This window comes from Lysinibacillus sphaericus (assembly GCF_001629735.1).
Classification (GTDB): domain Bacteria; phylum Bacillota; class Bacilli; order Bacillales_A; family Planococcaceae; genus Lysinibacillus; species Lysinibacillus pinottii.
Map to the genome: position 1 here is coordinate 957,333 of NZ_CP015224.1, position 22,356 is coordinate 979,688.

Annotated in this window: 24 protein-coding genes; 15 read left to right on the forward strand and 9 right to left on the reverse strand. The window is 38.4% G+C overall.

Going from position 1 to position 22,356, the window contains the following annotated elements:
• Positions 1–32: 32 nt before the first annotated feature.
• Positions 33–791, reverse strand: coding sequence for an SDR family oxidoreductase (locus tag A2J09_RS04515; protein ID WP_012293892.1), 759 nt, complete (start codon positions 789–791; stop codon positions 33–35).
• A gap of 154 nt (positions 792–945) precedes the next feature.
• Here A2J09_RS04515 and A2J09_RS04520 point away from each other — a divergent pair, with 154 nt between their 5' ends.
• The gene (locus tag A2J09_RS04520) at positions 946–1,527 is read left to right on the forward strand and encodes a TetR/AcrR family transcriptional regulator (protein ID WP_012293893.1); all 582 of its coding nucleotides are present in this window, start codon (positions 946–948) and stop codon (positions 1,525–1,527) included.
• 133 nt (positions 1,528–1,660) lie between these two features.
• Here A2J09_RS04520 and A2J09_RS04525 read toward each other — a convergent pair whose 3' ends face one another.
• Together A2J09_RS04525 and A2J09_RS04530 are read right to left on the reverse strand one after the other, a co-directional pair.
• Positions 1,661–2,842: a YhgE/Pip domain-containing protein gene (locus tag A2J09_RS04525; RefSeq protein ID WP_012293894.1), complete on the reverse strand. Its 1,182-nt coding sequence runs from the start codon at positions 2,840–2,842 to the stop codon at positions 1,661–1,663.
• A 58-nt stretch (positions 2,843–2,900) separates the two neighbouring features.
• Positions 2,901–3,500, reverse strand: coding sequence for a TetR/AcrR family transcriptional regulator (locus tag A2J09_RS04530; RefSeq protein ID WP_012293895.1), 600 nt, complete (start codon positions 3,498–3,500; stop codon positions 2,901–2,903).
• Positions 3,501–3,666: 166 nt separating this feature from the next.
• On the opposite strand from A2J09_RS04530, the gene A2J09_RS04535 reads away from it, so the two are divergent.
• From A2J09_RS04535 to A2J09_RS04570, 9 genes are all read left to right on the forward strand, one after another.
• Complete coding sequence (locus A2J09_RS04535; protein ID WP_012293896.1) at positions 3,667–3,981, forward strand: PadR family transcriptional regulator; 315 nt, start codon at positions 3,667–3,669, stop codon at positions 3,979–3,981.
• A 1-nt stretch (position 3,982) separates the two neighbouring features.
• The gene (locus A2J09_RS24395) at positions 3,983–4,105 is read left to right on the forward strand and encodes a hypothetical protein (protein WP_012293897.1); all 123 of its coding nucleotides are present in this window, start codon (positions 3,983–3,985) and stop codon (positions 4,103–4,105) included.
• Between the two features lie 65 nt (positions 4,106–4,170).
• The gene (locus A2J09_RS04540) at positions 4,171–4,701 is read left to right on the forward strand and encodes a DUF2812 domain-containing protein (RefSeq protein ID WP_012293898.1); all 531 of its coding nucleotides are present in this window, start codon (positions 4,171–4,173) and stop codon (positions 4,699–4,701) included.
• A gap of 13 nt (positions 4,702–4,714) precedes the next feature.
• Complete coding sequence (locus A2J09_RS04545) at positions 4,715–5,620, forward strand: ABC transporter ATP-binding protein (protein ID WP_036161280.1); 906 nt, start codon at positions 4,715–4,717, stop codon at positions 5,618–5,620.
• Positions 5,604–6,848 (forward strand): ABC transporter permease, encoded by a 1,245-nt coding sequence (locus A2J09_RS04550; protein WP_031419581.1) that lies wholly within the window; start codon positions 5,604–5,606, stop codon positions 6,846–6,848. Before A2J09_RS04545 ends, A2J09_RS04550 begins: the two co-directional genes overlap by 17 nt.
• Positions 6,849–7,068: 220 nt before the next feature.
• Positions 7,069–8,238: a toxic anion resistance protein gene (locus tag A2J09_RS04555; RefSeq protein ID WP_036161284.1), complete on the forward strand. Its 1,170-nt coding sequence runs from the start codon at positions 7,069–7,071 to the stop codon at positions 8,236–8,238.
• Between the two features lie 188 nt (positions 8,239–8,426).
• Positions 8,427–8,972 (forward strand): hypothetical protein, encoded by a 546-nt coding sequence (locus tag A2J09_RS04560; protein ID WP_012293903.1) that lies wholly within the window; start codon positions 8,427–8,429, stop codon positions 8,970–8,972.
• Positions 8,973–9,100: 128 nt separating this feature from the next.
• Positions 9,101–10,012, forward strand: coding sequence for an EamA family transporter RarD (gene rarD / locus A2J09_RS04565; RefSeq protein WP_036161285.1), 912 nt, complete (start codon positions 9,101–9,103; stop codon positions 10,010–10,012).
• A 454-nt stretch (positions 10,013–10,466) separates the two neighbouring features.
• Positions 10,467–12,371: an endonuclease MutS2 gene (locus tag A2J09_RS04570; protein WP_012293906.1), complete on the forward strand. Its 1,905-nt coding sequence runs from the start codon at positions 10,467–10,469 to the stop codon at positions 12,369–12,371.
• 36 nt (positions 12,372–12,407) lie between these two features.
• On the opposite strand, the gene A2J09_RS04575 is transcribed toward A2J09_RS04570, so the two are convergent.
• On the reverse strand, positions 12,408–13,661 hold the full coding sequence (locus A2J09_RS04575; protein ID WP_062794079.1) for a helix-turn-helix domain-containing protein: 1,254 nt from the start codon (positions 13,659–13,661) through the stop codon (positions 12,408–12,410).
• 124 nt (positions 13,662–13,785) lie between these two features.
• Between A2J09_RS04575 and A2J09_RS04580 the strand changes: the two genes are divergently transcribed.
• A complete protein-coding gene (locus A2J09_RS04580) occupies positions 13,786–15,081 on the forward strand; it encodes an MFS transporter (protein ID WP_036161287.1) in 1,296 nt (431 codons plus the stop codon).
• A 129-nt stretch (positions 15,082–15,210) separates the two neighbouring features.
• On the opposite strand, the gene A2J09_RS04585 is transcribed toward A2J09_RS04580, so the two are convergent.
• The 4 genes from A2J09_RS04585 to A2J09_RS04600 form a co-directional block, all read right to left on the reverse strand.
• Positions 15,211–15,927: a LutC/YkgG family protein gene (locus A2J09_RS04585; RefSeq protein ID WP_031419589.1), complete on the reverse strand. Its 717-nt coding sequence runs from the start codon at positions 15,925–15,927 to the stop codon at positions 15,211–15,213.
• Positions 15,924–17,354, reverse strand: coding sequence for a LutB/LldF family L-lactate oxidation iron-sulfur protein (locus tag A2J09_RS04590; protein ID WP_012293911.1), 1,431 nt, complete (start codon positions 17,352–17,354; stop codon positions 15,924–15,926). The genes A2J09_RS04585 and A2J09_RS04590 overlap by 4 nt, the downstream gene beginning before the upstream one ends.
• 14 nt (positions 17,355–17,368) lie before the next feature.
• Positions 17,369–18,085 (reverse strand): (Fe-S)-binding protein, encoded by a 717-nt coding sequence (locus tag A2J09_RS04595; RefSeq protein WP_036161289.1) that lies wholly within the window; start codon positions 18,083–18,085, stop codon positions 17,369–17,371.
• A gap of 142 nt (positions 18,086–18,227) precedes the next feature.
• Complete coding sequence (locus tag A2J09_RS04600; protein WP_036161291.1) at positions 18,228–18,959, reverse strand: FadR/GntR family transcriptional regulator; 732 nt, start codon at positions 18,957–18,959, stop codon at positions 18,228–18,230.
• Between the two features lie 340 nt (positions 18,960–19,299).
• On the opposite strand from A2J09_RS04600, the gene A2J09_RS04605 reads away from it, so the two are divergent.
• The 3 genes from A2J09_RS04605 to A2J09_RS04615 are packed head-to-tail and all read left to right on the forward strand — an operon-like array spanning position 19,300 to position 20,950.
• Positions 19,300–20,010, forward strand: coding sequence for a cytochrome c biogenesis CcdA family protein (locus tag A2J09_RS04605; protein WP_031419593.1), 711 nt, complete (start codon positions 19,300–19,302; stop codon positions 20,008–20,010).
• Positions 20,011–20,044: 34 nt separating this feature from the next.
• Positions 20,045–20,431, forward strand: a complete 387-nt coding sequence (locus A2J09_RS04610; RefSeq protein WP_012293914.1) for a response regulator — start codon at positions 20,045–20,047, stop codon at positions 20,429–20,431.
• Positions 20,432–20,455: 24 nt separating this feature from the next.
• The gene (locus A2J09_RS04615; RefSeq protein ID WP_031419595.1) at positions 20,456–20,950 is read left to right on the forward strand and encodes a CcdC family protein; all 495 of its coding nucleotides are present in this window, start codon (positions 20,456–20,458) and stop codon (positions 20,948–20,950) included.
• 637 nt (positions 20,951–21,587) lie between these two features.
• Here A2J09_RS04615 and A2J09_RS04625 read toward each other — a convergent pair.
• Positions 21,588–22,016 (reverse strand): DUF2621 domain-containing protein, encoded by a 429-nt coding sequence (locus A2J09_RS04625; protein ID WP_008175629.1) that lies wholly within the window; start codon positions 22,014–22,016, stop codon positions 21,588–21,590.
• 121 nt (positions 22,017–22,137) lie between these two features.
• Between A2J09_RS04625 and A2J09_RS04630 the strand changes: the two genes are divergently transcribed.
• Complete coding sequence (locus A2J09_RS04630) at positions 22,138–22,353, forward strand: DUF1659 domain-containing protein (protein WP_031419598.1); 216 nt, start codon at positions 22,138–22,140, stop codon at positions 22,351–22,353.
• Positions 22,354–22,356 lie beyond the last annotated feature (3 nt).

Consider the following 22,356-nt stretch of genomic DNA (forward strand, 5'->3'; position numbering starts at 1 on the left):
AAAATGATAGCTGTGCGTGCTGTTTTACTATATTAGTAAGCTGTCCAGCCACCATCTACCGCAATAACTTGCCCGTTCACAAAGCTTGCTTCATCAGAGCCAAGGAAAATAGCTAATTGGGCAATTTCCTCAGGTTGACCAGCACGAGGATTAATCGATAAACCAAGTGATTGGCGTGCTGCACCTGTTTGACTCATATTTGTCATGGAAGAGGCGATATTCGTCATAACTGCCCCTGGTGCAATACCATTACAGCGAATATTTTTATCCGCATACATAAAGGCTGTATTTTTAGTTAATCCAACAACGGCATGTTTAGACGCAGTGTAAGCAGCTCCTGCTCGTGCACCATATAAGCCACCAGCGGAAATATTATTGACAAAGACACCATGTCCTTGGGCGAGGAAAATGTCTGTTGCCATACGCATGGAGCGCATCACGGCTGTTGTATTAACCGCAAATACTTTATCCCAACGTTCATCAGAAATTTCCCCGACTGGCTCCATACCATCCATGATACCGGCGTTATTGACTAAAATATCTAATTGACCAAAGTACCTTTTTGTTTCATCAAATAAACGTTGTAAGTCTTCTGTTGATGCGACATTTGTTTGAATGGCAAAAGCTGTACCCCCAGCCGCTTGAATGCCTTCCACCACAGCTTGGGCACCTTCTATATTTAAATCTGAAACGACAACCTTAGCACCCTCTTTTGCATAAACCTCTGCTATAGCTTTCCCCATACCTGAAGCTGCACCTGTGACTATGGCTACTTTACCTTCTAATCTCATCTCAAAGACCTCCTCATACTATTTTTTTAGATATTGAACATCTGTTCATTAAAATCATATAATAAATATGAAAGCGATTTCAATATGCAAAATATCTGGATGTGTTGAGTAATCAACACTTTTGGAAAAACTGTTTACTTAGGAGCTGAAAAAAATGTCTACAACAGATTTACGAGTTATTAAAACAAAGCAAGCCTTACACTCAGCTTTATTGACACTGCTTAGTCAAAAGCCATTGGAGCAGATTTCTATTGCGGAAATATGTAGAGAGGCCAAGGTGAATAGGGGGACATTCTATTTGCATTACGAGCAAAAAGAAGGACTCTTTGAAGAATACTTTCAAGAGATTATGGAGGATTTATACCAGTCCTACGAAGAACCTTACCGTGCCGTGACAACATTGGATACACACCAACTAGATCCAGACACAATTCGTATTTTTCACCATATTGAACGCTTTAAAATGTTTTATCGAATTGTGTTTTCCAAAAACGTTCCATTAACGTATTATTACATGCTGTTTGATGGAATTTACTCATTGCTAAAGAGAGATATCACCCTGCATCACGAACATCAAATGACAGCATCGATTTCAATTGATTATTATAGCGCCTACCAAGCAAACGCGATTATCGGACTCATTATCCAATGGTACCGTGGCGACTTTAGCGACAGCGTGACCGTCTTAAATCAGCAGCTAGCTGCCATACTGAAAAATGTTCGAAATGGTGGGTAGAGCAGAAAGAGGTGAATAAAACGCAGAAAGTGATGGATCAAGCATGAAAAGAGGTGGATAAAATGCTCAAAAGGGATAGCCCCCCACTCTGTCCATCAACGAAGGAACAGAGCCTAGGGGCTATAAAATACAACTAACTAGAACTCTTAGCAAGTGCGGGTTTTATTGCTACGGTCACTGTAGCGATTGTCAGAGTGACAAGTATGATGATACCTAAGGAGCTACTATTTTGTAGCAAATTATCGGCACTTCCTCCGAAAATAATGGTGTAATAGCCATCGGCACCGTAAGAAGCGGGTAGCATAGCAGCTATTTGCTTGTAACCTTCAGATAGCATGGTTTTCGGAACGAGCACTCCAGAGGTTACTAGTTGGAGGGATAGGGCACAAATATTGAAGACCATGCCGATATTTCCAAAAAGAATGACGAAAACCTGGGCTAGGCAAAGGAAAGCTAGGAACATCACAGATTGGAAGAGATAGATGGATAGAAAGCTTTCATTGCTCGAAATAGTAAATAGATGCATTAAACCGATTGTAAGGAATGGTAAAGTAAGAGCTACTCCAACATTGAGCAGCTGTCGTGCAAAGAACAATTGCCATTTTGAGAGAATACTTTGTACCTTTTGTGCGGCTTGCTGATGTTGCATAATCATCACCATTGCCCCTACAAAGGAGGATATAATGACCATAAGTGGGATAAAGTTTGCTGCAAACCCCTTCACATCATTCGTTTTAAGAATAGTAGCATCGACGGCGTGATCTTTAATTGACATCATGGTTGTATGGACAGACGCGTTTATTTGCTGGGAGGTTTTTTGCTCAAAAGGAAGCTGTGCAAATTGTTGGGAAAAAACCTCGATTGCCTGATTTTGTTGTAATGGGTAGAGCATTCGGTTCATTTCTTCTGTTAATTGCTTAGCGACACTATCCATCATGTTTTTGGCCATACTAGCATTGGCCTGATTAATCGAATAGATGATTTCTGCTTTTTCTCCAGTCTGAAGTTGATTCGTAAAATTTGCGGGAATTTGCATAATCATATTAATTTGGCGTTCATTTAGGGCATGCTCTGCTTGCTTCAACGAGGAATATTTTTTTACCGTAAATGGAATGTTGTCCTCCATATCCTTTACAATTTGTTGTCCCATCCCCGTATCTTCCACAACGAAGCCTATCGATAATTCATCAGCTCGCTCATTGACACCGTCATAGGCTGTCATCCAAATTGTAAAGAAAATTAATTGGAAGGCAATCGCAGCAACAATGCCAATATATGTTTCACGAACGCTCAATAAAGTTTGTAAACCTTTCATTGTTAAACTACCCCTTTATAAAGTAAGTACTTACTTGCATTGGAAGGAAAAATTTTTTCTAGGAAACGAGTCCCCTAGAAAAAATAGCAACACTTGTCTGTAATAGTTCTTCGGTTGGTATGTCAGACACCATAGTACCAAGACGTGCACGTGACATAAAATGGCCAAAGTTAAGCGCAATAAGCGATAATGCGGCAGCTTCAAAATCAACCTCTCTTATCTTCCCTCGCTGTTGCATTTCTTGAAAGTACTGGCAGAGTTCCTTTTTGATCAAAAGAGGGATATTTGCAATTTCCTCACTGATTTCAGGAAACTGAATGGACTCCTTAAAGCCAATCATTACCAAATCTTTAATCGACATTAAGAATTCAAAATGCTTTAAAGAAAAGTTTAATAAATCCTTTTCTAATTCCCACGTAACATTTTGATGGATCTCCTGTTGTAAAAGAGGATAATACGAAAATTGTTCAACTATGGCTTTCAAGAGGCCACGCTTATTGCCAAAATGGCGGAAAAGTGTAACTTCATTGACGCCTGCTAATTCAGCAATCGTTTTCGTTGTTGCGGCAGTATAGCCCTTTTCGCTAATCAATTGTAGAGCAGCTTCGATGATTCGTTCTGCGGTTCCCTTTGTTGTCAAACATAAACTTCCTTTCATGCAAGTAATCACTTACATGCTAACACAGTGCATGCTTCTCTGCAACATAATAATCCATTTCAATGAAATAATCGTCAACAAGAATATTGACAACTATATCGACGACTGATATATTTTATTTGTATCGGCTGACGATATATTGGTGGACGATATAAAGGGGGATTGTATGACACAGGAGCATCCGCCGTTAACTGAAGGCGTATATTATATTTTATTAGCTTTATATGAGCCTAGACATGGTTATGGCATTATGCAATTAGTAGAGGAAATGAGCAGTGGGCGAGTACGCTTAGGCGCTGGTACCATTTATGGGGCCATTAAAACTTTGCTAGAACGAGGCTGGATTGAGGCGCTCGACGATGACGGTCGAAAGAAAGAATATGTAATTACAGAAACTGGAGAAAAGGTAGTTGAATACGAAATTTTAAGATTAAGGGAACTTTTTGACAATGGTATCCGTATAACGAGAGGAGATGAATAATATGCATACATATCGATTAATGATTAATCCATATGCATTTGTCCTATTATTCTCATTCCCATTATATAGGCTTATACGTGTACGCAATCGATTGAAGAAAGAGCTAAATATATTTTCAGATTAGTGGACGTCCATTATTTTCTGGGAAATCAGAAAATAGTGAAAGAACTTCCTATAAGGGGTGAGAGGATGGAAAAAAGAATTTACCGTTTTTTTGTAGATTATGAAAAGGAAGAACGGTGGGTCAATGAAATGGCAGATCGGGGGTGGAATCTTAAAAAAGCAATTGTAGGTTTTTTTGTTTTTGAAAAAGGAACACCACAACAATATATTTATCGAAATGAATTTGTGAATAGGAAATCGAAGGATTATTTTGAGTTTCTAGAGATGATGAATATAGAATGTGTGTACAAATTCGGTGGTTGGGCATATTACCGAAAACCAAAGGCAGAGGGGCCGTTTGAATTATTCTCAGATACTACCTCTAAAATTAGCTATATAAAATCGATGAATCGTATTTTTATCGTACTGTTGCTAGTCAATATAGTGGCTGGTCTTTATAATCTTTCGTTAGGAACGTGGGGGCCATCTTTAAAAGTAGTCAGCACCAGTGTAGGGTGTTTAAATTTTATCGTATCCATAATGGTGTGTATCTCTATTTTAAAAAATGCAAACCGTAAAAAAAGATTGAAGGAAAATTTACATATATTCGAAGGGTAAGGAGGATGACAACATGACTTTACAGTTACAGCATGTCACGAAGAAGTATAAGGATTTTACGGCTGTAGATGGATTGGATTTTACGATTGAAAAAGGTGAAATCTTTGGTCTAATTGGCCAAAATGGTGCGGGGAAAACAACCACTTTCCGTATGATCTTAGATTTACAGGAGACAACAGCAGGTACAATTACATGGAATGGTCAGCCAGTTAATGCGATTAACCGAGATGTCCTAGGATATTTACCAGAGGAAAGAGGTATTTTCCCAACGATGAAAGTCGAGGAGCAGTTATACTTTTTTGGTGAATTACGTGGGATGAAAAAGGCGGAGCTGAAAAAGGAAATTGATTTTTGGATTCAACGTTTTGAGCTGGAGGAAAAACGTAAAGATAAGGCTGAAACGCTATCAAAGGGAAACCAGCAAAAAGTACAGCTTATTGCCAGTTTTATCCATAAACCTGAATTTTTAATTTTAGATGAACCGTTTAGTGGATTGGACCCGGTTAATAAAGACTTATTAAAGGATGCCATTCTCCTTTTAAAGGAACAGGGTACAACCATTTTGTTCTCTAGTCACCAAATGGATAATGTTGAGGAACTTTGTGATCACTTATGCCTATTAAAAAGAGGTGTTTCGTTATTCTCTGGTAGTCTACTAGATTTAAAGAAGCAATATGGCAAAACAAAACTGGCCGTAAGAACAGATTGGTCAACCACACAGCTATTGGCGTTAGAAGGCGTCAAGGAAGTACGTGTAGAGAAGGAACAAACCGTTCTTACATTAGTGGATGAAAGCTATGCCCAAAGTATTTTTGAGCAGCTTTCCAATGGGAAGTATATCGAAAAATTCAGCTTGGATTATTTATCATTAGATGAAATCTTTAAAGATAAGGTAGGTGGCAATGTTGTCGAAGTTTAATTTATTAATGAAACAATTATATAAATCAAAAATAAAATCAAAATCCTTTATTTTAATGACATGTTTATATGTACTTGTAATGTCTGTAGCTGTTTTCTGGTCTGAAATTAAAGAGCTTTTTACAGGTGATGATGAAGCACAGCAAATTGCCATAATCAATGATACGTCCGCTGATTTAAGTGGTATCTTTGTTTCCAATGGGGACATGGCTTTTATCCAAGATGAAAAGGATATACCGGCACTTGAAAAAAAGGTAAAGGACGGCAAGCTAGATGCCATTGTGACAATTAAGGATCAAGGCGGTCAGCTACAAGCAGAAATTGCTACGTTTACACCATTGAAATTAAACGATCAATCGACATTGTCATCCTTATTGCAATATGCTGGTCAGCACTATGCGGTTCAGCAATTATCACTATCACCTGAACAGGCAGCACAAATTATGGCCGCTCAAACGACGATTTCCACTAAAAACTTAAATGAGGAATCAACGGGTGGGAAAAGTGAAGAAGAAAAGCAATCAGGCTTAGTTGTTTCCTATGCAGTTGGGATTTTAATTTATTTCTTTATTTCTACATTCCTATCTATGATTACGACTGAAATTGCCTCTGAAAAAGGCTCACGAGCAATGGAAATGCTTTTAGTAAGTGTCAAGCCAACTACTCATTTTAAAGCAAAAATTGCAGGTGTATTATTACTCGCTTTAACACAGATGGGTATTCTTGCAGCAGTATTCCTCATCTATGCTAAACTCGTAAAAGGCGGAATTGTTTGGGATATGGCGGCTGACATTGTCAAAGAGCTGTCAGTTGGTTACGTTATCTATGCCATTGTATTCTTATTGCTAACGGTTATCCTATATCTTATCATTGGCGCATTATTCGGCTCATTAGTATCGAAAGTTGAAGAAGCAGGTCAAGTATTAATGCCGGCCATGATTATTACGATTATCGGCTTCTATGTCATGCTAACAGGGATGGGTAATCCAGATACAATCATCATTAAAATATTCTCTTATATCCCGTTAACATCAGGAATGATTATGCCAATGAGGATAGGTGCTACTGATATCGGGGGTATAGTGCCATTGCTATCTCTAGGTATTTTAATCGCAACGATTATAGTCGTGTACCTATTTAGTTTATCGTTCTATAAACGCAGTGTACTGACATATAGCTCAGGCGGTGTCATTCAAAAAATAAAAACAGTATTAAAGGTAACAACTTAAGTGTTAAGCAGCTACACGATGATGTAGCTGCTTTTGGTCGTTCCATACCAATGATAGAAAACAATGTAAAGGAATTTGCGTAATCAGTCGAATTTTGTTTAGAAAGAAGCTATAATTTAAAAAAGAGCATGAAATTGGTTTTGTCTTTCTATCGTAATGAAACCTTTTTCCAAGGTAATCGTAAGTAAATTGTAGAGATAAATTGCAGGGGGTAAAACGTATGTCTGAATTCAACAATGATCTTTTAAAATCCAAGGACCCATTCGCTTCTGAAAATCCTTTATTACAGCCTAATCCACTTATGCAACAAGAGCCTGAACAAAAGCCGGTACTTGTTTCTGAGCAAGAGCTATCACAAATTGCGCAAAACCAGCTTATGCTAAAGAAAGATCCAGAGGTTCATGCACTTGCTCAACGCATTGATGTTAAAGATCAAATCGCCATGCTAGAGCTTGGTAAGGAAACAGCAAGTGGCATTTCTACTTTTTCAGATAAAATGCTGGCTACTATGAAGTCCAGCAAACTAGAAGAATCGAGTGTCCTATTAAATAATTTGAATAAAATTATGGATAAATTTGATCCTCAAGATTTTTCAGAGGAGAAAAAGGGTGGCTTCATCTCCAAGCTCTTTAATAAAGGAAAAGAGCAATTGGAAAGATTCCTATCTAAATATGACAGCATGAATAAGGAAGTAGATGTGATTTACCGTGAAATTCAAAAATATGAAGGTGAAATGAAGCGTAATACAATTGATCTTGAAAATCTATATGATCAAAATTTAAATTACTTCCAATCTTTAAGTAAATTTGTTGCTGCAATTGAAGTAAAGATAGAAGATGTTCGTTCAACATTACCAGCCCTTGAGCAAAAGGCTCAAACTGGCGATCAATTAGCAGCAATGGAATATGAAACAATGCTACGTGCAGTGGAATTATTAGAGCAACGTCGCTATGATTTAGAAATGGCGCAGCAAGTATCATTCCAATCCGCACCTCAAATACGTTTAATGCAACAAGGTAATAACCATTTAATTGCGAAAATTAACTCAGCCTTTGTGACGACAATCCCTATTTTCAAACAAGGTTTAATTCATGCAGTTACTTTAAAGCGTCAAAAGCTTATTTCCGATTCTATGAGTGAGCTAGATCGTCGTACGAATGAAATGCTCGTGCGTAATGCTGAAAACATTAGTAAAAACAGCGTGAATATTGCACGTGCTGCAGGCAGCCCAAGCATAAAAATTGAAACAATTGAAACAACATGGCAAACGATTATGACTGGTATTCAAGAAACAAAGCAAATTCAAGCTGAAACAGCCAGAAGTCGTGAAGAGGGTCGTAAACGTATTGAACGTTTGCAATTAGAATATGAAAAATTGAAAAAAATGTAATAATCGAAGCTTCTTGTAGAAAACGTTGCAAGAAGCTTTTTTATTTGTATGTGTTATATGTTCTTTGACAAAAAGTAAAATACTGATTATGATAAAATTAAATGAGAATGATTATCAAATAAAAAAGGAAGCGAACAGATGTTATACAAAGCTTTACGATTACATGAAATAATTCGTGGAGGAGTGAAATGATGACCAATAAAATAAGTTCCTCTACATTGTCGTATGAGCCTTTTGAAGATGGAACGCTTGCTCTTAGCGCAGCTGAAACTTTAATGCTTATTCCACAAAGCCGTTATTTAGAGTTATTGCAAAAAGAAAAAGTGTACAGTGCTAGACATACCGATTTAGATAAAAAGCAAAATGGAATAGAACAAGAATGCAAAATATTAAAAAAACAAAATGCAGCACTTACAGAGGACTTGCAAAAATCAAAGCAGCAAAACATCGTCCTTCAAAAAAAAGTAACGGAATATAATTGCGTGGTAGAGGAAATGCAGGTGCTACGACAACAAAATACGGAGCTACTAATTGAATTAAGTAAATATACGTCTTTGTCGAGGGAGTCACTAACAGGACCACTTAAGTCAATGATAAAAAATATGCGAGAGCAGGGGGTTGGCATAAAGGAAATTCATATACGCATCAAACGCCAAATCAATCCAGATATTAGCTATAGTACAGTGCGCAAATATATCTCCGAGCTAGAATCAGAGCAGAAGGATGGACGGTGATAGAAGTAGTTAAGAAATTTGGCATTTACAGTTGCCACTCAAAGCCCTATAATGAGTCTATTCTTTAACTAGTTTAACATTATGTGAGGTCGCTATTGATTTCACTAAGAGTAGGAGCGTTAGTGGCAATGTCAAATGAGAAAAAAGGGGTTTTGGCGGCATTTTTTGCCTATGCCTTTTGGGGTGCCTTTCCTCTCTATTGGAAACTACTTGAACATGTACCAAGTATGGAGATTTTATTATCCCGAGTGATTTGGTCGTTTGTCTTTACTGTACTGGCTGTCATCGTATTTCGAATGCGTAAAGACCTTATAGCGGACTTAAAATATTTATGGTCACATCAAAAGCATTTCTGGCAGCTTGCGGGTGCTTCCTTCGTCATTTCAATGAACTGGTACTTGTATATTTGGGCAGTTACCCATAACCATTTAATTGAAACAAGCTTAGGCTATTATATAAATCCGCTCTTGTCTGTTATTTTTGGAGTGATTTTCTTTAAAGAATCGCTAAGTCGCGCACAATGGGTAGCGACAGGAATTGCCTTTCTGGCCGTTATTATTTTAACGATTAATTATGGCTCTGTGCCATGGGTAGCACTGTTAATTGCGCTATCTTTTGCTATATACGGCGTATTGAAGAAGAAAATTACACTAGATGCTACAAGAGGATTAGCTATTGAAACATTATTGATCCTACCATTTGCCTTAGGCTATTATGTTTATCTATTTTCAACCCATCAAGCTTCGTTTTTACATGTTGACGTAAAAACAGATATTTTGATGATTTTCAGTGGTTTAGTAACAGCTGTACCACTCATCCTATTTGCAAAAGGTGCACAAAATATTCCATTATATTTATTGGGCTTTATCCAATACGTTTCACCAACCATTGTTTTGATTTTGGGTATTGTACTGTACAAAGAGCCATTTAGTCAGACAGAGCTTTTAGCATTTAGCATCATTTGGGCAGCATTATTACTATTCTCAGGTTCCAAGATTATAGAAACGAGAAAAGCCCATCATAAATCAGTAGACTTGTAGAATTTTCTACAAGTCTTTTTTCTTATTTGCACAATATTGAGCCGCACCTTTACAATTTAGTCAGCATATAGTAAGATGATGTCAATAATTAGATAACAATGATATAAAATGAGAGGTGCTTTTTGTGAGTGCGGTAGGTTCTAACTAGGTAAAAATTAAATGAAATAAATGATATGGCGACAGGGGATATATGTCATGAACAGACCCCTTATTTGGTCATGGATTTATTTCAAAACCTATGTAGATACCTACAATACTTTATCAAGCGGTGCATATATGGATGAAACTTCAGAAAATGAGGTTTTATTTGTAGTGCTATGAACACTCGCCTTTTGAAGATAGAGCTGTGGGGATTCCTCACAGCTTTTTTTATTTTGTTTAACACTTCATTGCTATCTAATATTGGGTAGGTATCTTCATGAATGATAAAAATCAGAATGAGGAGCATAAATAAATGAATTTTACTACTCTTGAGAAGTTACAATACCAAGAATTAAAAGATATCGTTAAATCCTATTGTGTAAGTGGGTTGGGGAAACAGTTATTAGATAAATTAATGCCCAGCTCAAACTTAGCAATTGTAAAAACTCGCTTGAATGAAACAACTGAGGCCCGTGTAATCGTAGATGCGGAGGGTCATGTACCATTTTTAGGTGTATCCAATATTGAGCATATCATGACCAAACTGGCAAAAGGGATGATCTTGGACCCCAGTGAGCTCATCAGCATGTCGGACTTTTTAAGAGGCTGTCGTAACATTAAAAAATTCATGTTAGATAAAGAATTTTTTGCGCCAGTTCTTTCATCTTACGCGAATTCAATGGCCGAATTTAAAAATGTGGAGGAAGAAATAAACTTTGCTATAAAAGCTAATCGTGTCGATTCAGCTGCTAGTCGAGAATTAAAGCGGATTCGTCATCATATCGAAACGACAGAGGAAAAAATAAAAGAACGCTTAACAAAATTCCTCAACAACAGTGCCAACAAAACGTATATACAGGAGTTCTTTATTAGTCAAAAGGATGATCGCTATACGATTCCAATTAAGGCTTCCTATAAAAATCATGTACAGGGGACGATAGTGGAAATCTCCTCAAAAGGGGCAACCGTTTTTATGGAGCCAAGTATTGTGGCTAAATTAAATGGAGAATTAGCTACTTTAAAGGCTGAAGAAGCGGTGGAGGAGTATCAGATATTAGCATCTTTATCAGGGCTTTTAATGAATCATCTTCACGCCCTCCATATAAATATGGAGTTGATTAGCCAATATGATATGGTCTTTGCTAAAGCAAAATTTAGTAAACAAATTGGTGGCATGGAGCCACGCTTAAATGATTATGGCTACATTCAAGTAATCAATGGCAGACATCCTTTATTACCAGGAAACGCTGTACCACTTCAATTTACGATAGGGAAAGATTACAGGAGCTTAATTATTACTGGACCAAATGCTGGTGGCAAGACGGTCGTGTTGAAAACAATTGGCTTATTAACATTGGCGACAATGTCAGGCTTTCATATTGTGGCAGATGAGGGCACTGAATTGGCTATATTCGATCATATCTTTGTTGATATAGGTGACAATCAAAGTATGGAAAATGCGTTAAGTACGTTTTCATCCCATATGAAAAATCTCTCCGATATTATGAGAGCATCCAATAATCATACACTATTAATATTGGATGAGATCGGCAGTGGTACTGAGCCGAATGAGGGTGCAGCACTGGCTATTGCGATTTTAGAAGAGTTCTATCAAATGGGCTGTATCACAATAGCGACAACACATTACGGAGAAATTAAACGATTTTCAGAGATGCACCCAGACTTTATGAATGCGGCTATGCGATTTAATAGTGAAACATTAGAGCCTTTGTATCAGTTAATGATTGGTACGTCTGGAGAGAGTAATGCACTTTGGATTTCTAAAAAAATGAATGTCCGTGCAGAGGTTTTACAACGAGCGCAAGATTATATGAATCATAAGGATTATCAGCTGACTCGTGTGCAGGATAGTAAAATTCGAAAGCCGAAAGTAGAGAAAGCTGGCAGGGCAGCCATCATTGAATTTGCCAAGGGGGACCGAGTGAAATTATTGGATCATGATGATGTCGGGCTTGTTTATCAAGAAATGAATCAGTTCTATAATGTCACTGTGTACTATAAGGGTGAGATGCTAGAGGTTCATGTGAAACGACTTGCATTAGAGCTACCGGCAACCGAACTATACCCTGAAGGATATGATCTTGAGACTTTATTTGTCGACTATCAAGAACGTAAGCTTCAGCATGATATAGAGCGTGGTTCCAAAAAAGCATTGCGCAAAATTCATAAGCAAATAAAAGAAGATCATCAGCAGTAAGAACAAGGGATTGCACGAAGTAGTGCAATCCCTTTACTAGTAGGAATTAGAATCAATTTGTGCCCTAATTGTCATATAGACTTCTTCAATTTTGCGTTTATAAGGTAAATCAACTAAATCCAGTGAATCAGTGTAAGCCATTTTCGCAATGTCATAGGCGGTTGTAAGTTCCCCGAAATGTGCATAGCAAAGGGCCTTATAGGAAAAGCATTCATTTAAGCCTAAAATATCATATGGATGGCTGACAAAATTAGGTGCTTTTTGAAAATGCTCAAATACATCTCTAGCCTCCTCATAACGACCGAGTAAATATAGGGACTTTCCTTTTTCCGCATAATAATAGTTTGAATCCAAAATATCTAAATCCTCATGCTTCAACTTATTAAAGCTCTCAATTTCGATTAATGCCTGCTCATAATTAAACATGTAATTATTATTATAATGTGCTCGTAAAATAAAGATGAAAGCATCTACTAGTGCGCGCTCAGCAAAAGCCCGATATTGCTCCAGCTTCATAAACATATGCTCTGCTTGTTCAAAGTCATGGTCAATCATCGCGCAATACGCTCCTATACGATACATATCATCAATTTTATAAAACAGCTGATTTTTATGAGCATTCGTAATCGTCTCGTTTATTAATTTTTTCCCTTCTTCATGTTCTCCGATGGCAAGCTGTAAAATGCTTGTATAATACGCCATTAATAAAGCGTCACGAGAATCAAGCTGATAATCCTCTTGTTTGATAATTTCTTGTGCCTGTAAAATACAGGCATAGGCCAGGTCATATTGACGTTTTCCCGCTAATATGGACATTTGCAGGATGAATGTTTTGAACCAATGGCTAAGTAAATTAATTTCTTTAAAGATAGTGCGCGCTTGTAGGAGGGATGTTTCCCATGAAGTTAATCCTGCTTCATACTGTGTGACAGCGTATATATACAATAAACGGCCTGCTTCATAACTATGAGGAAGTCCCTCGACTGATGGCTTGATTAAATCAACAATTTCTTGATAGCGAACTATGTCTCCCCATTTTACCTCTGCAAATAAAATTTCCACCTGCTCTAAAAGTGAACGAATGGATGAGGGTGCTACTTCTTCGAGTAATTCACTAGCCTTGACACCTAACCGTTCAGCAATATAGTCCAGGCTTTCCATAGAGGGCTTGGCCTTTTCATTTTCTATTTGACTTAGCATTCCTTTTGTTAGACGATCACCGGCAAGCGCCTCTAATGTTAATTTTTTTTCTTTCCTTAATTTGCGAATTCGTGCGCCTAGAGAGTTCACTGCCTCGCCTCCTTTTGTTTAATTATATTAAACTTTTTCTTGCGTGAAAAGAGGAAGCTATGGTATATTTTGTTTAATAAAATTAAACTTTTTAATTCAACTAAAAAATGGAGGGGTTTTTAAGATGAATGAAACGGAGAAATTAAGAAAGGCGACCTATCATTTATGGACTTTTACAGCGAGTAAAATGATTGCCATGTTAGGGGCAAATGTCATGGCGTTTGGTTTTAGCCTGTATATATTAGCCATGACAGGGTCAGCCATGAGCTTTGCGACCAATATGATTTGTTCTGTGTTACCTCGTGCTCTTGTAGCACCCTTGGCAGGTTATGTAGCGGATAATTTTTCAAAAAAACGAACGATTTTATTAGCACAGGCAGGAACCATTTTGACCGTAGGGGGATTACTGATTTATACAGAAACGGTAGGGATGTCGGTTTATGCTATTTACATAGCTACAGTCTTTAATACAATATGTTCCGCATTTTCTGGGGTCACGTTTTCATCTGCAATTGCTACACTTGTAAATCCAGAACGTTTACAGCGCGCGATGTCATTTAATCAATTATCAATGTCGGTGGCTGCCATTGGGGGACCAGTCATTGGCGGCATGATGTATGGATTTTTCAATATTGATATATTTTTAATGGTAAATATTGTAGCGTATATCATGGCGTTTTGCTTAGAGGCAACAATGGATTTTAAACTCTATAGTACTAGAGGGGAAGATGTGAAGAAGGAGAAGGTGTGGGAAGGGCTTAAAGGTGGCTTCCATTATATTAAACAACGAAAAGTTATAAAAACAATCATGTGGGTGGCATTATGGATTAATCTATTTTTTTCTGCGATTGCCGTTGGAGGAACATATATTATTATTGAATTGCTGAAAGTAAAATCAACGCATTTTGGTTTTATAGAGGCATCAGGAGCAGCAGGTATGCTGATAGCCTCTCTTTATTTTGCAACAAGACCAGAAGTCAAAGCGCCATTACGTTTCTCAAAAATAAGCTTATTACTGTTAGCAGGTAGTCTCGCCTTAGCAATCATTCCGTTAGTCACGAATTTTTCCTATATCGCGATTGTAATTTTCTACCTAATCATTTACTTTATTTTTGCCATTTTTGAAATGGGGATAAATATGCCAATAGGGGTGTATATGCAAAAAATCATCTCAGAAGAATTCCGCGGACGCGTTTTCGGTCTAATGGAAACAATGGCAATGTCTATGATGCCAATTGGTATGGTTGTTTATGGCGTATTATATGATGCAATACCGGCCACAATCATTTTACCTGTTACGAGTGTCATTATCATGACCATTTCACTTGTGATGCTACGCACTTCCATTTTAAAAGAAGCACATCCAGAGTATTATGAAAAAGAAGGCATAACAAAAAGTGTCCCTCATTCAACAACATAAATGCATGTCTGACTATAGACAAAAGGTATCGTGACGTAAATGCTCGATACCTTTTGTCATTTTTTACTATAGGAGTATTATTAAGTACCTGCCATAGTAGAGATCAAAGGCTTTACTTTATTAATGGGCTTAACGATCCTCAATGACGATATAGGTAGCTTGAATCGGGCCATGTACACCAACGATTAAAATCATTTCGATATCTGCTGAGTTACTAGGACCTGTAATGAAATTAATACAGGAAGGAATTTTCTCTCCGTTGTTGATTTTTTCACGAATCCACCGTGCTGCTTGTGTCATACGAGGCACCATTGTACTTTTTGGGATTAAAATGATCGATTTTTCTGGTAAGAAGCTAATACTTCTTCCTTGATCTCTACTGCTAAAAAGTACAGCCGTCCCAGATTCAGCAAGTGTCATCTCGCTAATAGTAATGCCTATATTGGCTTTTTCTGCATGTAGGATATTTTCCTGTGGTTGCTGTGAATTCCATTCATAGTACTGAATATTAGACTGTGGCCATTTTTCTGTCATTAATTCAGATAGTCCGAATTCTTGAAATCGCTCGTCCCTAGAACTAATGATGGATTGTCCGCCATATTGGTCCACAACAGATTGCAAATCTTGAGAAAGCTTGGCACAATTGGAAATCACAATATTCGTATGAATATTGGCGCATTGTTTCATGAAAATCTCTAGTAATTCGTCTCTCGTGGCATCTTTTAATGTACGATTTTGTGGTTGATACTGCCACGTGGGGCGTGGAAGCGTTGTAATAGGTGAACGCCCTAACTGCTGTGCAATGTTTGCTAAAAAATTCTCTCGATGCTGAATGGTACCAGTCATGATTCCTCATCTCCTTTTGTGCGGTGCTTCATCCAATTTCGGAAACTGTTTTTATTCGGAGCAGGGAAATCCCGTGCTTCAGTCCATGCTTTTAAAGGACCTGGACCTTTAGTAATCGTATGGTCATTCGTGAAGGGAGCCATTGCAGGAGCGGCCATTTTTGTAGCCATCTTATACAAGGTAGGGGAGGATGCTCCTAAGCCAAATGCCTTCATTAGTAGCTTTTCGGAAACGGGTGCTTTGCCTTCATTTTCAACAATGACCTGACGATGTCTATGAATAAGCTGATGTAAAGGTATTTTTACAGGGCAAGCATCCGTACAGGCACCACATAGCGTTGAGGCATAGGGGAGCTCTTTAAAATCATCATAGCCTCCTAATAACGGAGAGAGTACTACACCAAGCGGACCCGAGTAGATAGAGCCATACGTATGCCCACCGACATGACGATAAACAGGGCAAGCATTGACACAGGCGGCACAGCGAATGCATTGTAAGATAGGCTGAAATTCGCCACCAAGAATGGCTGAGCGACCATTATCCACTATGACTAAATGGAATTCCTCAGGCCCATCTGTATCACCCTCGTCTTTAATTCCTGTAAGCGTAGTAATATAGCTTGTCAGCTTTTGCCCTACAGCACTACGTGTTAATAAGCTTACGAGAACCTCCATTTCTTCAAAGGTAGGAACAATTCTTTCCATTCCCATTACAGTGACTTGAGTTTTTGGCAGAGCCGTAACTAAATCAGCATTGCCTTCATTGGTGACTAGCGTAATCGATCCACTTTCAGCAATGGCAAAATTACAGCCTGTTATACCGATATCGGCAGTTAAATATTCATCGCGTAGTTTTTCACGCACATAAAGAGCAAGCTCCTCGGGCTTTTCCGATTGAGTGTAGCCCTGTTTTGCTTTAAACACATCTCGAATTTGCTCCTTATTTTTATGCAGAGCAGGAGCTACAATATGGGATGGGGGCTCGTGATCGGCAACTTGCAAAATGTATTCACCTAAGTCCGTTTCGATCACTTCACAGCCTAGTTCCTCTAATGCAGCATTAAGGTTTATTTCCTCGGTTACCATCGATTTTGACTTCACAATTTTAGCAGCATTTTTCTTTTTCGCAATATCTTGAATATAGGCTGTTGCTTCTTGTGCAGTTTGAGCAAAGAAAACATGTCCGCCTCTTTTGGCAACATTGTCACTTAATTGGTATAGATAATAATCGAGATTTTCTAAAACATGTTTCCGTATTTCCTCTCCATGTGAACGCCATTCCTCCCAATCTCCAAGTTCCTGAGTTTGTTGTAGACGACGTGTTTGAAAGCGGTCCTGAGCTCTGGAAACAGCGCTACGCATAAATTGATTTTCAAGCTCTTTTGTGACACGGTCCTGAAAGCGATTATTACTAGTTTTCATGGCCATGAATGTTCCTCCTTCTATCGGCAATTTAAAACCTCTGCAATGTGCATTACTTTAATTGGCTTTCCTTGGCGATGAATACGACCACCCATATTGATTAAACAGCCAGCATCTGCTCCGATTAAATAATCCGCCCCTGTCTCTTCTACATGGTGGACCTTTTCTTGAACCATTTCGCCAGATATATTGCCCATTTTGACAGAGAATGTGCCACCAAACCCACAGCACCTATCTTTTCCTGGGAGCTCCACATACTGCAAACCATCGACATTTTGTAATAACTTTATAGGAGCCTCATTCACTCCAAGGAGGCGAGTCATATGGCAGGAAGTATGGTATGTAGCTTTGCCCTCTAAATGGGCTCCAACATCCTCTATCTTTAATACATGGACAATAAATTCAGTAAACTCATACGTTTTGGCTGCCAATGCCTTTGCTTTTGATGCCCATAGAGGGTCTCCCTTAAAAATCTCTGGATATTCCTTAAACATATAAACACAAGAACCAGAGGGGGAGACGACGTAATCAGCATGCTCGAAGGCAGTAATCATTCTTTTCATCGCATTTTTGGATTCTTTCACATAGCCACTATTATAGGCGGGCTGTCCACAGCAAATTTGTTGCTCAGGAAAATCAATTTCACAGCCAAGTCTTTCTAACACTTCCACAACAGATTTCCCTATATCTCCCTGAAACATATCCACTAGGCAAGTAGCAAAGAGAGTTACTTTCATATGCATCGCTCCTTTTTATAAACAACAGGTCATCAGATGACTTTTGGTTATATGTATCATACTACAAACTTTTCAAAGAAAGAAGATGTTTTGATGGAATTTTCAGAAAAAATAAAACAACCTAGTCGAGAGCTAGGCTGTTTTAAAGCAGGTTGGATTCCGTTGTTTCAAAATATTGTAATAGAACCTTTTCAACATTGCTTAAATGAGAGGTCATCGCCTGTTTGGCCAATTCTTCATTTTGCTGTTGAATAGCAAGGAAGATTTTCATATGTTCCTCATATAGTTGCTCGCTTGTTGTTTTTTTAGAGTACAACCAAATGCGGCGTGTTTCTTTCATTGTATCAATCATCAGCCCAGAAATTTGATCTAGAATGGTAGCAAGTAGGGGGTTTTGGGAGGCAGTTGCAATTGCCACATGAAATTGATAATCCACTTTTTCACCAAGTTCACCATCCCCATGGGCTTGCTTCATATTATCTAAGATTTGAACCATTACTTGAATATCCTGTTCTGTACGGTTGTTTGCGGCACTCGCAGCTGCGCCTACCTCAATGATTTTGCGAACTTCTAATAAACGGGCAATATCAAGTTTATTCGATAACATGGCTGTAGATAATGGAAAATCGAGTCTGTTTGGAGGCACACTCTTTACAAAAGTCCCTGAGCCTTGTTTGATTTCAATCAATCCCATTGCCTTTAAGGCAGAAAGCGCCTCTCGCACAGCGGAACGGCTAACTTGCAATTGTTCAGCAAGCTGTTCAACCGAGTCCAGTCGATCACCCGGCTTTAAAACACCACCTCTTATTTTTTCATGCAAAACTTCGGACACTTCTTCATAGATTTTTTTAGGTTTTATTTTTTTTAATTCCAAGGAGCTACACCTCTTTTTTCAATCAAATGCGCGTTTGTTATGAATATTATACATGAAGATCAGATAATTACTCCTGAATAGTGTATAAAAAACGGTGCATTGGCTAAAAAAATGAGATAGGTAAGCTTATTTAAAAATGTAGAATAATGGCGAATTTTGTTGACAGAAAATCAACAGCGGCGCATAATGCAGAAGTAGCTTATTAAGCTTTTTATATGTTTGGGAGGACTTTTCAGAAATCTCATCATTTTGCCATGAAACGTTCACAATCAGGAAGGGCGCAATTTATCAGTTTTTTTGGTACGATGGTTGCAGTAACTGTAAGGAGCGATCGAAAAATATGGGAACAGATATTAACGTATTTTTAGCTTTTGGTGCAGGGTTTCTAAGTTTTATTTCACCATGTACCCTCCCATTGTATCCAGCATTTTTATCGTACATAACTGGTATGACATTAGATGAGCTAAAATCAGAAAAAGGGATGCTACAAAAGCGTGCCATTTTCCACACACTATTCTTTTTACTAGGATTTTCAATTATTTTTATTATTATCGGACTAAGTGCCTCCTATGCGGCAGAGTTTTTCCTGAATTATCAAACTTTACTACGTCAGGTTGGTGCCATTTTAATCGTAGTATTTGGTTTAATGATTGTTGGATTGCTACAAATTGATTTCCTCATGAAGGATCGGAAGTTTCAATTTAAAAATCGACCATCTGGCTATTTGGGATCTGTTTTAATTGGTATTGCCTTTGCGGCAGGATGGACACCATGTACAGGACCAATTTTAGCTTCTATTATAATGTTGGCTAGTACAAACCCAGGCGCGGGCTTTAGCTATATGTTCGCCTATTATTTAGGGTTCGCAATCCCATTCTTTGTGTTATCGTTCTTTATTTCACGAATGACTTGGATTCGCACACATAGCCAAAAAATCGTGAAAATCGGTGGTTATATCATGATTGCCGTGGGTATCTTGTTATTCTTTGATGGATTAACGTATATTACTCGTATATTACAGCCTATTTTCGGTGGATTTACAGGCTTTTAATTTGTTAAACTAAAGAGGCATACCGTACTTTAACGTGGAGGGAGATGAACATGTGCCTACAGTTTTAGTAGTGGATGATACGCTATTTATGCGTGTTGCAATCAGTAATATGTTTTCAGAATGGGGTTATGACGTAGTAGGTAATGCAGCAAATGGTAAAGAAGCTGTGGCTATGTATCGAGAGTTACAACCAGATTTAGTAACAATGGATGTAACGATGCCCGTTATGACTGGTATTGCGGCGGTAAAAAAAATTATCCCAGAATTTCCAAATGCAAAAATAATTATGGTAACAGCATTAGGCCAACAAAAGTTAATTGTAGAAGCGATTGAAAGTGGGGCGAAAGATTTTATTACCAAGCCCTTTGAGCCAGAAAGATTAAGAGCCGTCGCTGACCAATTACTTGGTCAAAATTGCTAATTTGACATTAGAGGAGGATCTTTTATGTTGAGCAATATCCCTTCTCACTATTATGTTATTGGGTCGACCATTATGGCCATTCTAATGGGTAGCTTTGTCATGGTTATACGTATGAGAGCTTCCAAAATGCCAACAAATGAGAAGAAAATTATTATTCCGCCCATCGCGATGTCTTCTGGTGCACTCATGTTTTTATTTGAACAATTCCGAGTACCACCGATGCAAATATTAGAAGCAGCCGCTGTAGGAATGGTGTTCTCGACAATTTTAATTGCCACTTCCAAATTTGAAGTGAAAGGTCGAGATATTTATTTAAAACGTTCAAAAGCATTCGTTTTTATATTATTTGGTTTATTAATATTCCGAGTAGTGGCTAAAATGGTTCTAAGCAGCTCCATCGATGTTGGTGAATTAGCAGGCATGTTCTGGATCCTAGCCTTCGCCATGTTAGTACCTTGGCGAATTGCCATGTTAATCCAGTTTAAAAAAATCAAAAAAACGATTCCCCAGCTACACTAGTGCTCAAACTAGTGTAGTTTTTTTATGCTTTAGATTCGGGAGGTGGGGCGAATTTGTTATGCATCGTGGAGGGTGAAACGCTCGAATTGACGGATAGGATTGCAAAAGTGGCGGATAGAACGCTCGAATTGACGGATAGGTTGCAAAAGTGGCGGATAGAACGCCCAAAGTGACGGATAGAACTGCAAAAGAGGTGGATAGAACGCCCAAAGTGACGGATAGAACTGCAAAAGTGGTGGATAGAACGCTGCTCGAATTGATGGATAGGATTGCAAAAGAGGTGGATAGAACTGCAGAAGTGGTGGATAGAACGCTCGAATTGACGGATAGGTTGCAAAAGTGGCGGATAGAACGCTCAAAGTGACGGATAGAACTGCAAAAGAGGTGTATAGAACGCTCGAATTGACGGCTAGGATTGCAAAAGTGGCGGATAGAACGCCCAAAGTGACGGATAGAACTGCAGAAGTGGTGGATAGAACGCTCGAATTGACGGATAGGTTGCAGAAGAGGTGGATAGAACGCCCAAAGTGACGGATAGAACGCTCGAATAGACGGATAGAACGCCAAATGAGGATGGTCCGCTCAAAGCAGTACCCCTAAAAAACGCAGCACAAGCTTGTGTGCTGCGTAGTTTTCTTTATTCAAATAAATGTTCGTAGGGGGCGATGTCAATTTGCATTTGCTCTAATTTTTTGCGTAAAAATTTGTGATCGCGTTTAGGTGTTGCTTGGATGTAGCCACGAATAATGAGGTCATTGTTAATGGCAGGTGCTTTTTCCTCTAAAGCAAGCTCGCCAATTTTCCCTGCAATCTTCTCCTTTGCTACTTGTCTAAAGAGCTCAGGGACAGGGCTTACAAGCTCATAGAGTAACTCTTTTTCAGCTTGTCCCCATAAATGGATTGTTTTATCTAAATAAAATTCCTGCCAATCTAAATCAGACTTTCCATCCTGCTTTGGGAGTGCTTTTAAAAACTTGCGGAACATGAAAAAGCCGCCAATCGCCATCAATGAAATGAGGACAACCACCCAAAATAAAATAAACCATAAAAACCAACCTTGTAACAAATCGTTCACCTCTTTGCCTTCTCTGACTCTATTATAAAAGCTTCTGAAAAAAAATTCATCCTATAATGTCCCTTTTTTAGCAATTCGTCTTTATATAGTGTATGAAGGGAGGTGACGATGGATGGCGAACGTGAATTTTTTACAAGCTACACTGCGTCTGAAATATGTGGAAGGCTACAATGAGCAAAACGAGCCAACATACACTACTAAATCGTATCGTAATATCGCTAAGACACATAGCGTAGAAGATTTAGTAGCTGTCGCCCAAGCGATGGCCAGTCTCTCATCACAAGCATTAGCCGGTATTGAAAAGCAAGAGACAAGCGAATTATCTTAAGGG

Coding starts and splice junctions, on each gene's coding strand:
- A2J09_RS04515 (WP_012293892.1), bottom strand. CDS start 791: ATGAGATTAGAAGGTAAAGTAGCCATAGTCACAGGTGCAGCTTCAGGT.
- A2J09_RS04520 (WP_012293893.1), top strand. CDS start 946: ATGTCTACAACAGATTTACGAGTTATTAAAACAAAGCAAGCCTTACAC.
- A2J09_RS04525 (WP_012293894.1), bottom strand. CDS start 2,842: ATGAAAGGTTTACAAACTTTATTGAGCGTTCGTGAAACATATATTGGC.
- A2J09_RS04530 (WP_012293895.1), bottom strand. CDS start 3,500: ATGAAAGGAAGTTTATGTTTGACAACAAAGGGAACCGCAGAACGAATC.
- A2J09_RS04535 (WP_012293896.1), top strand. CDS start 3,667: ATGACACAGGAGCATCCGCCGTTAACTGAAGGCGTATATTATATTTTA.
- A2J09_RS24395 (WP_012293897.1), top strand. CDS start 3,983: ATGCATACATATCGATTAATGATTAATCCATATGCATTTGTCCTATTA.
- A2J09_RS04540 (WP_012293898.1), top strand. CDS start 4,171: ATGGAAAAAAGAATTTACCGTTTTTTTGTAGATTATGAAAAGGAAGAA.
- A2J09_RS04545 (WP_036161280.1), top strand. CDS start 4,715: ATGACTTTACAGTTACAGCATGTCACGAAGAAGTATAAGGATTTTACG.
- A2J09_RS04550 (WP_031419581.1), top strand. CDS start 5,604: ATGTTGTCGAAGTTTAATTTATTAATGAAACAATTATATAAATCAAAA.
- A2J09_RS04555 (WP_036161284.1), top strand. CDS start 7,069: ATGTCTGAATTCAACAATGATCTTTTAAAATCCAAGGACCCATTCGCT.
- A2J09_RS04560 (WP_012293903.1), top strand. CDS start 8,427: ATGATGACCAATAAAATAAGTTCCTCTACATTGTCGTATGAGCCTTTT.
- rarD (WP_036161285.1), top strand. CDS start 9,101: ATGTCAAATGAGAAAAAAGGGGTTTTGGCGGCATTTTTTGCCTATGCC.
- A2J09_RS04570 (WP_012293906.1), top strand. CDS start 10,467: ATGAATTTTACTACTCTTGAGAAGTTACAATACCAAGAATTAAAAGAT.
- A2J09_RS04580 (WP_036161287.1), top strand. CDS start 13,786: ATGAATGAAACGGAGAAATTAAGAAAGGCGACCTATCATTTATGGACT.
- A2J09_RS04585 (WP_031419589.1), bottom strand. CDS start 15,927: ATGACTGGTACCATTCAGCATCGAGAGAATTTTTTAGCAAACATTGCA.
- A2J09_RS04590 (WP_012293911.1), bottom strand. CDS start 17,354: ATGGCCATGAAAACTAGTAATAATCGCTTTCAGGACCGTGTCACAAAA.
- A2J09_RS04595 (WP_036161289.1), bottom strand. CDS start 18,085: ATGAAAGTAACTCTCTTTGCTACTTGCCTAGTGGATATGTTTCAGGGA.
- A2J09_RS04605 (WP_031419593.1), top strand. CDS start 19,300: ATGGGAACAGATATTAACGTATTTTTAGCTTTTGGTGCAGGGTTTCTA.
- A2J09_RS04615 (WP_031419595.1), top strand. CDS start 20,456: ATGTTGAGCAATATCCCTTCTCACTATTATGTTATTGGGTCGACCATT.
- A2J09_RS04630 (WP_031419598.1), top strand. CDS start 22,138: ATGGCGAACGTGAATTTTTTACAAGCTACACTGCGTCTGAAATATGTG.